This is a genomic window from Flavobacteriales bacterium, assembly GCA_016779935.1.
GTDB lineage: Bacteria > Bacteroidota > Bacteroidia > Flavobacteriales > UBA7312.
The window spans coordinates 31,511-43,862 of the sequence record JADHMQ010000007.1 but is presented as its reverse complement, the minus strand read 5'-3'; the positions used below and the strand labels follow the sequence as shown (position 1 = coordinate 43,862).

14 protein-coding genes are annotated in these 12,352 nt (G+C 35.8%); 8 read left to right on the top strand and 6 right to left on the bottom strand.

Going from position 1 to position 12,352, the window contains the following annotated elements; all coding sequences use genetic code 11:
- The first annotated feature begins 8 nt into the window (after positions 1 to 8).
- From ISP73_05010 to queG, 8 genes are all read left to right on the top strand, one after another.
- Positions 9 to 1,187 (top strand): quinol:cytochrome C oxidoreductase, encoded by a 1,179-nt coding sequence (locus tag ISP73_05010; protein ID MBL6657947.1) that lies wholly within the window; start codon positions 9 to 11, stop codon positions 1,185 to 1,187.
- Between the two features lie 39 nt (positions 1,188 to 1,226).
- Positions 1,227 to 2,258 (top strand): cytochrome c oxidase subunit II, encoded by a 1,032-nt coding sequence (locus tag ISP73_05005; GenBank protein MBL6657946.1) that lies wholly within the window; start codon positions 1,227 to 1,229, stop codon positions 2,256 to 2,258.
- 24 nt (positions 2,259 to 2,282) lie between these two features.
- Entirely contained in the window at positions 2,283 to 4,046 is a 1,764-nt protein-coding gene (locus tag ISP73_05000) for a cbb3-type cytochrome c oxidase subunit I (protein ID MBL6657945.1), read from the top strand.
- A gap of 43 nt (positions 4,047 to 4,089) precedes the next feature.
- A complete protein-coding gene (locus ISP73_04995) occupies positions 4,090 to 4,299 on the top strand; it encodes a hypothetical protein (protein ID MBL6657944.1) in 210 nt (69 codons plus the stop codon).
- The gene (locus ISP73_04990) at positions 4,300 to 4,626 is read left to right on the top strand and encodes a hypothetical protein (GenBank protein ID MBL6657943.1); all 327 of its coding nucleotides are present in this window, start codon (positions 4,300 to 4,302) and stop codon (positions 4,624 to 4,626) included.
- 177 nt (positions 4,627 to 4,803) lie between these two features.
- Positions 4,804 to 5,592 carry an OmpA family protein gene (locus ISP73_04985; protein MBL6657942.1) on the top strand — a complete coding sequence of 263 codons (789 nt, stop codon included), beginning with the start codon at positions 4,804 to 4,806 and terminating at the stop codon, positions 5,590 to 5,592.
- Positions 5,593 to 5,634: 42 nt separating this feature from the next.
- Positions 5,635 to 6,660 (top strand): Holliday junction branch migration DNA helicase RuvB, encoded by a 1,026-nt coding sequence (ruvB, locus tag ISP73_04980; protein MBL6657941.1) that lies wholly within the window; start codon positions 5,635 to 5,637, stop codon positions 6,658 to 6,660.
- Positions 6,644 to 7,567 (top strand): tRNA epoxyqueuosine(34) reductase QueG, encoded by a 924-nt coding sequence (gene queG / locus ISP73_04975; protein ID MBL6657940.1) that lies wholly within the window; start codon positions 6,644 to 6,646, stop codon positions 7,565 to 7,567. The genes ruvB and queG overlap by 17 nt, the downstream gene beginning before the upstream one ends.
- Here queG and ISP73_04970 read toward each other — a convergent pair.
- Genes ISP73_04970 through ISP73_04945 form a run of 6 tightly spaced genes read right to left on the bottom strand, consistent with a single transcriptional unit; the run spans position 7,560 to position 12,352 of the window.
- Positions 7,560 to 7,745, bottom strand: coding sequence for a hypothetical protein (locus ISP73_04970; GenBank protein MBL6657939.1), 186 nt, complete (start codon positions 7,743 to 7,745; stop codon positions 7,560 to 7,562). The two genes, queG and ISP73_04970, sit on opposite strands and share 8 nt — an antisense overlap.
- 35 nt (positions 7,746 to 7,780) lie before the next feature.
- Positions 7,781 to 8,350, bottom strand: a complete 570-nt coding sequence (locus ISP73_04965) for a UbiX family flavin prenyltransferase (GenBank protein MBL6657938.1) — start codon at positions 8,348 to 8,350, stop codon at positions 7,781 to 7,783.
- A complete protein-coding gene (locus ISP73_04960) occupies positions 8,347 to 8,937 on the bottom strand; it encodes a hypothetical protein (protein ID MBL6657937.1) in 591 nt (196 codons plus the stop codon). The genes ISP73_04965 and ISP73_04960 overlap by 4 nt, the downstream gene beginning before the upstream one ends.
- Positions 8,934 to 9,893, bottom strand: a complete 960-nt coding sequence (locus tag ISP73_04955; GenBank protein ID MBL6657936.1) for a hypothetical protein — start codon at positions 9,891 to 9,893, stop codon at positions 8,934 to 8,936. Before ISP73_04955 ends, ISP73_04960 begins: the two co-directional genes overlap by 4 nt.
- A gap of 12 nt (positions 9,894 to 9,905) precedes the next feature.
- Positions 9,906 to 10,694 (bottom strand): Omp28 family outer membrane lipoprotein, encoded by a 789-nt coding sequence (locus ISP73_04950; GenBank protein ID MBL6657935.1) that lies wholly within the window; start codon positions 10,692 to 10,694, stop codon positions 9,906 to 9,908.
- A gap of 2 nt (positions 10,695 to 10,696) precedes the next feature.
- Positions 10,697 to 12,352 carry a hypothetical protein gene (locus ISP73_04945; protein ID MBL6657934.1) on the bottom strand — a complete coding sequence of 552 codons (1,656 nt, stop codon included), beginning with the start codon at positions 12,350 to 12,352 and terminating at the stop codon, positions 10,697 to 10,699.

The window sequence follows — 12,352 nt, the reverse complement described above, 5'->3', positions numbered from 1 at the left end:
ACTGTTATATGTACACAGTAACTAAAAATACCAGATTAATCTCTTACGCTTTAATGCTAGTGGGTTTATTAGCCACTATCTTTGGTTTTGTTAACGATGCTCATAGAGCTTGGCCTAGCTTGATGGTTAATAACTATTTTTTCTTAGCCATTTCTGCATTTGCTATTTTCTTTATCGCATTGCAGTATGCTTCAGAGGCAGCTTGGGCAACACCTTTTAAGCGTGTAGCAGAAGGAATTACTTCTTACTTTATCGTTGGTGGTATCATTATGTTATTCATAATTATTGCAGGTAAGATGCACTGGAATCACATATGGCACTGGATGGCAGATGGTATTATGGATCCAAATGACGAACATTATGACGCCATTATTGCGGGTAAAGAAGGCTACCTTAATTTCCCTTTTTTCTTCCTAAGAGCTGTAGCCTATATCTTAGGATGGTGGTATGCTGCTAAACGACTCATTGAATTGTCAAGAAGAGAAGATGCTGAAGGAGGATTAAAAAGCTATAAAGCAAGCATAACCACATCAGTAATATTCATAGTTTTCTTTGGTTACACCTCTTCTATGATGGCTTGGGATTGGATAATGTCGATTGATACTCACTGGTTTAGTACATTGTTTGGATGGTTTGTTTTCTCCTCTATGGGAGTAACTGGCTTTACGATGATTGCAATGATTGCGATATTCCTAAAACGAAAAGGTTATTTAGAGCAGGTTAATGAAAACCATATCCATGATTTAGGTAAATGGATTTTTGCATTTAGCATTTTATGGACGTATATGTGGTTCTCTCAGTTTATGCTAATTTGGTACTCTAATATCCCAGAAGAAGTAACATATTACATGGCACGTTGGGATAACTACAATGCTTTATTTTGGATTACATCCGTTATCAACTTCATATTCCCTTTATTAATTTTAATGAGTCGAGACAGCAAAAGAAATTTTGGCTATGTAATGACCGTTGGTGTTATAGTTTTAATTGGACATTGGTGTAATGTGTTTTTGTTGATTGAGCCTGGTGTAATGAAAGATCACTGGCATATTGGGTTCACTGAAATAGGTATGTTTGCTGGATTTTTAGGCTTATTCCTACTCATTGTAAATAAAGCCTTAACAAAGGCACCATTATTTGTAAAGAATCACCCTTTTGCTGATGAGAGTGTTCATCATCACATATAGATATATATTATTAGATAACAAAAAAACAAATAAGCGAAAATGACTACTTTTTTAAGCTTTTTAATCATAACCCTAACAGTAATTGGACTAGTACAAGTTGTTCGAATAATCGAGTTGGCTACAAAGTTAAAAGGTCCACAAGACAAGATAATTACTGATCAAGATAACCGCTACAATGCACTTGCAATGTTGATAGTAGGTTTAGGATTTACGGCCTTTGTTGCCTATTCTTTCAAGTTATGGGGACATTTAATACTACCTGACCCTGTAAGTGTACACGGTGAAGGGATAAAACTATTGTGGGATACCACTATGGTTCTAATTCTTGTTACCTTTTTCATCACACAAACTTTATTATTTGTATTTACATATAAATACAGAGGTAGAGAAGGAAATACAGCTCTTTTCCAAACCCACAATAATAAATTAGAGTTACTATGGACATCTGTTCCAGCTTTTGTTTTAACAGGTTTAATATTGTTTGGATTAAGCACTTGGAACAATACTATGGTGCCTGATACTACTAACGCAAAAATTGTAGAGGTATATGCTCAACAATTTAACTGGACAGCTCGATATGCTGGAGATGATAATCAGTTAGGTAGAGCTCATTATACCTTGATTGGTGGGGTTAACACTTTGGGTGTTGACATTAACGACTCAACCTCATTTGATGATAAAGTTGTTAGAGAGATTCACCTTCCTGTTAATCAGCAAGTGCTGATGAAGTTTAGGTCTCAAGATGTGATTCATTCAGCATACCTTCCTCATTTTAATGTACAGATGAACTGTGTCCCAGGTATGAATACTCAATTTGCGTTTACGCCAACCAAGACAACCAAAGAAATGAGGGAAGATCCTGAGATGATTGAGCGTATGGAAAATATTAACGATGCAAGAGCAAAACGAGGCGATTCTCCTGTTGAATTTGATTATGTTCTACTTTGCAATAAAATTTGTGGTTCTGCCCACTACAATATGCAGATTAAAGTAATTGTTGAAACCCAAGAAGAATATGATGCTTGGCTTAAGGAACAAGAGACTTTCAAGACTCTAGTAAGTTCAAACTAAAAATATAGATTAAGAAGAATAATTATGTCAGATAATCACGAACACCACCACGAAGAAACATTCATTTCCAAGTACGTTTTTAGTACTGACCATAAGATGATTGCTAAGCAATTTCTTATTACGGCGATGGTAATGGGTGTCATTGCGATTTTAATGTCTGTATTTTTCAGAATGCAATTGGCATGGCCCGCAGAAGGCTACCCTATACTTGAAACATTTTTAGGTAAGTGGGCTCCTGATGGGGTAATGGATCCAAATATCTATTTAGCATTAGTAACCATTCACGGAACAATCATGGTGTTCTTTGTATTGACTGGCGGACTTAGTGGTACATTTTTTAACCTACTTATTCCACTGCAAATTGGAGCAAGAGATATGGCATCAGGATTCCTGAATATGTTATCCTATTGGTTCTTCTTTGTATCTTCAGTAGTTATGGTTATATCCTTATTTGTGACCTCTGGACCCGCAGCTGCTGGTTGGACTATTTATCCGCCATTGAGTGCCTTGCCACAAGCCATGCCTGGCTCTGGTTTAGGAATGACGCTTTGGTTAGTGAGTATGTCTTTATTTATTGTTTCAGCATTATTAGGTGGACTAAACTATATTGTAACTATACTGAACTTGAGAACTAAAGGAATGTCAATGACTAGACTCCCTCTAACAATGTGGGCGTTTTTAGTAACGGCAATTTTAGGTGTGTTATCTTTCCCAGTATTATTATCAGCAGCTTTATTGTTGATTTTCGATAGAGGGTTTGGTACAGCCTTTTACCTATCAGACATCATGATTCAAGGTGAAATGTTGACACAAACGGGCGGTTCTCCGGTATTGTTCCAACACTTATTCTGGTTTTTAGGACACCCTGAGGTATATATTGTATTACTACCTGCACTAGGTATTACGTCAGAGGTAGTATCTACCAGTTCTCGTAAGCCTATATTTGGTTATAGAGCGATGGTTGGCTCTATCTTAGCTATCGGTTTCCTATCCTTTATAGTATGGGGTCACCATATGTTTATGACAGGAATGAACCCATTTTTAGGTTCTGTATTTACATTCACAACTTTATTAATTGCTATTCCTTCGGCAGTAAAGGTGTTTAACTACCTTACTACTCTTTGGAAAGGAAACATACAATTTACTCCTGCAATGCTATTCTCAATAGGTTTGGTTTCTACCTTTATTTCTGGTGGACTAACAGGGCTTATCTTAGGAGATAGTGCATTAGATATAAATGTACATGATACTTACTTTGTAGTGGCTCACTTCCATATTGTAATGGGACTGTCTGCTATCTTCGGGATGTTTGCTGGAGTATATCATTGGTTCCCAAAAATGTATGGTAAGATGATGAATAAAAACCTTGGTTATGTTCACTTTTGGCTAACCTTCATTTCTGCCTATGGTGTGTTCTACCCCATGCATTTTGTAGGCTTGGCAGGTGTACCAAGACGATATTACTCTAACACTGCTTTCCCAATGTTTGACGGATTAGTAGAAATCAATGAGTTGATAACGGTCTTTGCTATTTTAGGAGCAGTTGCTCAGGTATTCTTCTTCTTCAATTTCTTCTACAGTATTTACAGAGGAAAAGACGCTCCACAAAACCCATGGCGTTCGAATACATTAGAATGGACAACACCTACACACGACAGAATACACGGTAACTGGCCAGGTGAAATACCTAGCGTTCACCGTTGGGCATACGACTACAGTAAGCCAGGTGCTGATGAAGATTTTGTATCTCAAATAGTGCCGCTCAAAGAGGGTGAAGAAGAACATTAGCCGTTTTCTTAAAACATATTTAATAAGGAAGCCTCATTGAAAGATGGGGTTTTTATATCATGATGTAATTAATCCTTACAGAAGACCTTTTATTATGAAAAAACAACTCAATGTTTCTAAAGAATCCAATTTTAGTATTGATTTTTATTTTGATGAATTTCATGATATCTATTTTAAACTAACCAATAATTCAAATTCTGAAACTTTTGAAACTTATTTTGCTGGTTATGAAATTCATTATTGGTCTAATTAATTGAGAAAGTGGTTAGAGCGTATTGTTAAAGGTTCAAAGCACACACTTTTAAGGTATAATGCAGAAAGTCTTGAGCCTTCATTATGGTTTTATATCAAAGATAATCGTTACTATTTTAAAATTATAGAAGAATATTCACCATTGAGACCACCATTTTTTGAAGTTCAAATTATAAATCACAGGTTATTCATTAATGAAATTTACATAAAATACCTTCAATTACTTCAAGACTTAGTTAAGAAAAAAGATAAAGGTGAACATATAGATAGTTGGAATAAGTCTCTTGAAGATTTTAAGTCTAGTAAGATTGAAAAATTCATCGATTAAAATTAAATAGTCATAAAAAAAAATCTTTTTTTGTTTCAAATTTTGTCAACAACTATAGCCTCTAAAGTAATTTAAACAGAGATATAATCATTCTTGGAATCATTTTGATGTAACCTACAGTTATTAATTTTCGTACAATCAAGCACACTAACCCTTCTTTATAAAACTTGTGTGCCTATGAAAATTAAAATTTGGACATTTATTTTTTTACTTCTTTTTGGTTTAGAAATTCAAGCCTTAAATTCCTTCAGCCATTCGGTTTATTTTGATATTAATCAAAGTATTTTGAGTGCTGAGGAGTTTAAGAAGTTTGAAAGCTATATCCAAAACGTGTCCAAAGAAAACAAGGTCATTAAAATAGAGGTGTTGGGGTACTGTGACGATATTGAACATGAAAGCATAGTATTGAACTTATCTAAAAAACGCTCTAACTATATCAAGAAAAAATTAAAACAAGTATTTGATAAGCAAGAACTAAAACAGATTAATTGGTGTCATAAGCTAGATTGGCAATCTATGGATACTGAGCAAATAAATTCCCTTTTGGCAAAGTACAGGCGTATTGATATTGTTTTCAATATTGAAGAATACAAAGGCTCTGCTTCAGCTACAATTCAAAAAGGCGACAAATTTATTCTAAACGGTATTCTTTTTAAAGGTGGCGAGGATATCTTACTTGAAGAGTCTATGCCTACTCTCAAAACCTTGTATAATGAGTTGATAAAGAACCCTAATTTGATAATTCAAATTCAAGGGCATATTTATGATGCTGATTTTACCTTTAAAGAAATGTCAACAAATGAAATGACTCTATCGGCCCGTAGAGCCAAACGCATTTTTGATTACCTACTCTTCAAAGGCATTGATGAGTCTAGGTTATCATACATTGGTTTTGAAGGTCAATTCCCTCTTGGCAAAGGCCCTAAGTATGATAGGCGAGTAGAGGTGGAAATAATAGCTGTCTAAAGCTATTTCGTTTGCTTCTATTTTAGTTTATCTTTGTTCTAAATGAACGATAATTTAAATCCGGAAAGAGAATCCCTTTCTAAGGTAGATTTAGAACTTGACAAGGCATTACGTCCCAAGCAGTTTTATGATTTTAGTGGTCAACCCAAAGTAGTTGAAAACCTAAAAGTCTTTGTTAGTGCTGCAAAAATGAGAGGCGAAGCACTTGACCACGTTTTATTACATGGTCCTCCAGGATTAGGAAAGACTACCCTCTCAAATATTATTGCCAATGAGATGGGTGTAGGAATTAAAATCAGTTCTGGGCCTGTACTAGACAAACCAGGTGACCTTGCAGGTTTATTGACTAATCTCGAAGAAGGGGATATTTTATTCATTGACGAAATACACCGTTTGAGTCCAATTGTAGAAGAGTATTTATATTCCGCTATGGAAGATTTCAAGATTGATATTATGATTGAGTCAGGGCCAAATGCCAGAGCCGTTCAAATAGAGCTCAATCCCTTTACATTAATCGGCGCTACCACACGCTCAGGCTTGCTTACGGCTCCTCTAAGAGCGCGATTCGGAATCAACTCACGATTAGAGTATTATAAAATTGAAACACTTTCAGACATCGTTAATCGTTCGTCTAGTATTTTAGATATTTCCATTTCAAAATCCGCAGCTGATGAAATTGCAGGGCGAAGCAGAGGAACGCCACGTATTGCTAACGCCTTGTTGCGTCGAGTCAGAGATTTTGCTCAAGTCAAAGGAGACGGAACCATAACTCTTGACATCACTCATATTGCCTTAGACGCCCTAAATGTAGATGCTCATGGACTCGACGAAATGGATAACCGTATTCTATTAGCAATAATTGATAAGTTTAAAGGAGGCCCAGTTGGATTAACTACTATTGCTACGGCAGTTGGAGAACAAAGCGGTACTATTGAAGAAGTGTATGAGCCTTTCCTAATTCAAGAAGGCTATCTTATGCGTACCCCAAGAGGTAGACAAGCTACCGAAAAAGCGTATCAACACTTAGGTTTAAATCCATCTTCACAAATCGGTGGACTCTTCGAATAAATCGTACAAAAAGATAATTTCTGAGGAAGCACTTCGCTTGGGCTTTTCATATTGTGGCTTTTCCAAAGCAGACTTTTTAGAAGAAGAAGCCCCTCGTTTAGAAAAATGGCTAAATGATAATTATCACGGTGAGATGTCTTATATGGCGAATCATTTTGATATAAGATTAGACCCCAGACTATTGGTTGACAATGCCAAAACAGTGGTTTCACTATTACTAAATTACTACACCGATGAGCCTCAAAATCCAGACGCACCAAAGCTATCTAAATATGCCTATGGAGAAGATTATCATTTTGTAATAAAAGATAAACTAAAGAGCTTACTTGCTTTTATTCAAGATGAAATAGGAGAGGTCAATGGACGTGTATTTGTCGATAGCGCCCCCGTAATGGATAAAGCATGGGCAGTAAAAGGGGGCTTAGGTTGGATGGGTAAAAACACCAATATCATAAACAAGACAAAAGGTTCTTTTTTCTTTATTGCAGAGTTGATCATTGATTTAGAGTTAGAGCCAGATAATGCTGTACTAGACCATTGTGGCACATGTACCGCTTGCATTGATGCTTGTCCAACACAAGCCATTATTGCACCTTACCAGATTGATGGAAGCAAGTGTATTTCCTATTTCACTATAGAGTTAAAAGAGTCTATTCCAAATGAAATGAAAGGTAAAATGGACGATTGGATGTTTGGTTGTGATGTGTGCCAAGACGTTTGCCCTTGGAATAGATTTTCCATTCAGCATAACGAAGAACGTTTTAGACCTCATCCAGATTTATTGGATATGACAAAAGACGATTGGAATGAAATGAATGAGCTTACCTTCAATAAAGTATTTAAAAAATCGGCTGTAAAACGAACAAAATTTTCTGGTTTGAAGAGAAATTTAGACTTTCTTAAATAGTACTTTCAAAAACCTCAATAATTACACTTTTGTAGTTAGAAAAAGTTGTCAGACACCAGATTTTCAATAATAGAAGCTCGTGCTTGTTAAGAAGACCAGCAGATTTTCTTAGTTCTTTTTTAAATAACTGTTTGTCAAAAGAAACTTTTTGAAGGATAGTTTGGCAAAACTTGAGCATAATAATATTGTTTTTACCAAAACGTAGAGAAGACTCTATTTATTGCCCCACTGATAAGAGTCTAATTCTAAACTACTTAATGAAATTACTCTATCCACTACGGTCGAGGCAAGCTCTTCAAATGTGGTAGGATTGCTATAAAAAGAAGGTGTAGCTGGACAAATTATACCACCCGCTTCAGTAATAGTCTTCATATTATTGATATGAATAAGATTCAAAGGGGAATCTCGTGCAACTAAAATTAGTTTTCTTCTCTCTTTTAATATAACATCAGCCGATCTAGTCGTTAGGTCGTTAGAAATGCCTTGCGCTATTCGTCCTAAAGTACCCATAGAGCATGGACAAATAATCATTGTTTCAAAGCGTGCAGAACCCGATGCAAAAGGAGCAGTAAAATCTTGTGGAGAATAAAATTTGAAAGGCAAATCCTTATAATCTGTATTTCCAAGTTCAGTTTTCCAAACATATTTAGCATTATCCGACATAAGCACTCCCACCTCATCAACTTGATCAGATAGTTGTTGTAGTCTGTCAAACAACACTTTAGCATAGATGGCACCACTTGCACCACTCACCGAAACGACTATTTTTTGTTTCTTACTCATTCAGAGTACAAATATCGGAAAGAAAAACTTAATATGGAATTATATTTCCCTTTGTTTAATCCGTATGTAGCTCCTCCAGGATGGTCTTGAATAGGAGTGAATGGTAGTGAATTGGTGATTTCCCAGAACATAAATAGCCTTGGTTTTAATTTTATCCCTGCTGCTAATTTTGCTCCGATATCGAATTTGTAGTAATCACTTTTTGTGACGTCTTCATAGCCATAAATGTCATAGGTTTTGCCATCTACCAATACAGAAAAAAGTAATCCACCCTCATAAATAAAACCTTTTGATGATTTTTGTACACACCAAGATGTTTCGATATATGAAAGGTCTATGCGAAAATTACTATTGAGGTCATTGCTGCCTTTATCGATATAATACATGGCTAGTTCACCTCTGGTAGCTAAGTTTATAGGGTGGTTTACAAAAGAACCTATTTTTAGTCCTACTTTATTAAAACCACCTAACTGATCACCAGAAACTTGTGAGGTACTAATTCCACCAACAGCACCAGCTTTAAAATTTTGTGCCGAAAGAATGCTAGCAGTGAAAATAAATATGAATATTAATTTTAGTCGAATCATCTAAAGCTTACGCCAATACCAGCCGAGGTTATAGGGTAGTCTGAAAAAGTTTGATTGGCATAGACTGTAAATATAGCAAATTGAAGTCTAACTCCTGCAGCTGCTTGAAATACTGATTGACTTTCGAACTCCATATCCAAAGGGACATTAAATTCGATAACGTTAGTACTTCCCAATTGAAAATTAGTATTTGAACTGAATGAGGTTTTTACGGAATTATAACCCATACTTCCATAGGCCGTAATGAGGGCAAATTTCTTGGATACGATAAGATTATATGTGCTTGCATCAATGTTAAGGCTAACATCTTGTTTTACGCTTTGACTTTCGACTTCAAAAGAGGTTTTAAACTTAGTTAATGCCCCTTGAAAAGACAAATCGAAAGGTAATTTGTTCACTATCGGTATCCATTGTAGAATATCGTGCTTAATGCCTGCGCCATACAATTCGATAGAGCCCTCACCTATGAAACCAATGTCGTAATTATAAGCCGGTATATATCTTACATTTATTTCAGTGCCTTTAAAGAGTCCAATGCCTGCGTTCAAGGTTGGTATTGGAACAGCTGTTAGAGAAATATTCTGTTCAGGCATAGTGAATGTACTCGAAAAATTATCGCTTGTATAATCAATTTCGGCTCCCATACCTTCACCAAGAATGGATGGAGTAGAGTTATCACTGCTACTAAAATTAGGAATATCATTTGGATTAAATGATTTTTGCTCATCTGAAAGGGTTATCATGTTTATTGTAAGGCTCACATCAAAACCAGCTAGTTTATGAGGTTTAGCAGTATTGTACCAGCCGCTATTAAGTCCTGCTCCTATACTATTTGAAAAGGGTGAAAAATAGGCTGATAAGAATGCCTCTGCATCATCGCTATTAACGATATTGTTTTGTTGAGCACCAGATGTAAGAAATACAAATGCAAAAATTAAGGTTAAGACGTTTTTCATAGTCTAATTTCTTTAATCGGTTAGATGAATCTTTTCTGCTTGTAATACTTCTTTATTGCTGTCGTTGTATACGTATGCAACGACATTACAGTTACTTCTTACCCAAGATTCGTCAAGAGTGTAGTCATAGCTGAAGGTAGTGTTTGTATTACCCAATTGAATATTACTGCCCCAAGTACCATTCAGCACTTTTCGTAACACATGATTGTGCTCATAATCTTCAATTAAGCTTGAACCATCAATTTGCTTATAGATAACACCGTCTTCAGTAATACAAACTACTAACTTCAAACTGGTATTATCATCTGAAAGTCGTCTGGCTTCTACGTTTATGGTATTGTTTTCTTCAGAAATTGACAGTTCAATAGTTGGTATTTCAAGTAATTGACTACTTACTTCAGTCGCCCAATCAGTATATTCTTTGAGTATATTGTTTGGATAGCCTACTCTATTTACCATGCCAATTGGAAAGGCGTCAGGTCCAAAAAATTCAGCTAATTCATTACCTTCAGCTGTTCTAAAGTCTTCAACAAAATCGCCACTAGGCCTTGCGAAAAAGCCAGCATGAATGGCAATCCCAATGACCTTATCAGGGTATAACTCTTCTATGGTGTGAAGTTCAGATGATGCCGCTGGGCAGTTAGTACATTTGTATCCTGTAAAGTCTTCAACAAGAATTTTTTTGCCTAGCCAAGGGAAATTTGCGTTTGGGTCTGTGAAATTATCTTTCTCAATGGTGTCGCATGAGATAGTTAAACTTAGTACAAGTACGCTTAGAAAAATATAATAAGACTGTTTCATAATTAAAAGCTTGAAGTGATACTTAAAGTGAATCCATTAGAAGATGGCACGTTTTTACAAACTCCTCCTACACAAAATATCCCTTCACGTTTTTTACCATATCCTAATTCAAATCTATTCGTTCCTTTTGAATAACCACAACTAATGTTGAGGTAATGAACAGCTTCATAAGTTACACCATCTTGGCTTGTGTAGCCGCCATTGTATTGGTCTATAAAAGCAAAAAACCAGTGCGGCGAAAAGGTGTATTCTACTAAGCCCATTACCCAATCGCCTTGGTCTTTGTAGTACTCATCACTTTTATCAATAGAGAGATATTGAAACTCACTTCTGATGGTATGTTTGGGTTTAAGTTTGTAATTGACTTCGGCAATTCCAATTCTAGCATGGACGTTTTTTCCAATGATTTTCCCTTCAATCACATCCTTGTTGTAAATGAGGTCGAGATAGTTAAACATTAGTTTTACCTTTTTGCTAATTTTCTTTTTAATGTCGAAGTTTATGTCTCTAAAGTAAAGTTCTTCATCTAGAAGACTAAAGAACATAGGGCTATGTTCTCTGTTTATAGTTAATTCTGAAGGGCCTCCATTCAAAGCATTTATTCTGGAATAATTAATGTTTAACTGCGTTCCGTATTTACCACCAAGAGTGCTTTTCTTCTTAAAGGTATAATTTACTTGCCCTTGAAAGCCTAATTCTCCTAAAGGCTGTGTAGCAAAAGGGTAAAAGGCGGCTAATGTATATACGTGTTGCTTACTAATTGCAGGAATAAAATTTAAGGTTAATTCTTTTCCAGTTGCTCCTCGTTTTGAACGATAGTCCATATTATCTACTCTGTGGGCTTCAAGAATAATCCCTAATCCTCTTTCAGAGTATGTCAAATTTGCCATTAAAGCGTTGCCGGGAGCATAGTTATTGTAAGTCACTGAGCCAGCGGGGTCGTTGTACTTGTAGGCATATTCAGAGTTAAACGAAAACTTTCCTCTATTTAGGGTTGTTCTAAGAGCATATGCAGCTACATTTTCTGGAAGGTTATAAACAGGGTTATTATCTTCTTCAAAACGACTTATAAAGCTGCCACCCACAATGGCCTGAGTTTTGCTATTCTCAAGAGATAAGGCATCATTGATATTTAATTCGCCATCAATCCCTCGAATAATACCAGGTCCTTGTTCCCAAAACAACCTTTGTTTTGCTACAAAACCTTTTAGAGATAAACCTTTGACAGGATTATATTTTAATCGCACTCCGTCCATTGCATTGTCTATTCCTAAAGTTTTTTCCTCATAACTTCTAAAAATTAGGCCATTACCAAACTGCTCATAGAAATTACCTACAGTAATGTCTAGTCCATACACATTGTATTGAGCGAATCGGTAAGGAATTCCATTTCCGTTGAATCTTGAGTCAAAGTCTTGAAGAGCATTTAGATAGCTCTCGTAACGAATACCTGCTGTAAAATCTCCTTTATTGAAAAGGATGTTTGCATAGCCATTCATGAGCATAAACTCATCTACTTTTGAGGCATTAATTGAAGGGTCTTCTGAATAGGTCTGTGCATTGAAGTTAAAATCCCCTTGAATAGTTCCAGGGGAATTTTCTTGTCCGAATATTATAAATGGCAATAGCCCTAATAGGAGGAGATTTAATCTTTTCAT

Bases quoted from the DNA above. Each gene is read 5' to 3' on its own strand.
- ISP73_05010 (MBL6657947.1), top strand. From the start codon at position 9: ATGTACACAGTAACTAAAAATACCAGATTAATCTCTTACGCTTTAATG.
- ISP73_05005 (MBL6657946.1), top strand. From the start codon at position 1,227: ATGACTACTTTTTTAAGCTTTTTAATCATAACCCTAACAGTAATTGGA.
- ISP73_05000 (MBL6657945.1), top strand. From the start codon at position 2,283: ATGTCAGATAATCACGAACACCACCACGAAGAAACATTCATTTCCAAG.
- ISP73_04995 (MBL6657944.1), top strand. From the start codon at position 4,090: ATGGGGTTTTTATATCATGATGTAATTAATCCTTACAGAAGACCTTTT.
- ISP73_04985 (MBL6657942.1), top strand. From the start codon at position 4,804: ATGAAAATTAAAATTTGGACATTTATTTTTTTACTTCTTTTTGGTTTA.
- ruvB (MBL6657941.1), top strand. From the start codon at position 5,635: ATGAACGATAATTTAAATCCGGAAAGAGAATCCCTTTCTAAGGTAGAT.
- ISP73_04970 (MBL6657939.1), bottom strand. From the start codon at position 7,745: ATGCTCAAGTTTTGCCAAACTATCCTTCAAAAAGTTTCTTTTGACAAA.
- ISP73_04965 (MBL6657938.1), bottom strand. From the start codon at position 8,350: ATGAGTAAGAAACAAAAAATAGTCGTTTCGGTGAGTGGTGCAAGTGGT.
- ISP73_04960 (MBL6657937.1), bottom strand. From the start codon at position 8,937: ATGATTCGACTAAAATTAATATTCATATTTATTTTCACTGCTAGCATT.
- ISP73_04955 (MBL6657936.1), bottom strand. From the start codon at position 9,893: ATGAAAAACGTCTTAACCTTAATTTTTGCATTTGTATTTCTTACATCT.
- ISP73_04950 (MBL6657935.1), bottom strand. From the start codon at position 10,694: ATGAAACAGTCTTATTATATTTTTCTAAGCGTACTTGTACTAAGTTTA.
- ISP73_04945 (MBL6657934.1), bottom strand. From the start codon at position 12,352: ATGAAAAGATTAAATCTCCTCCTATTAGGGCTATTGCCATTTATAATA.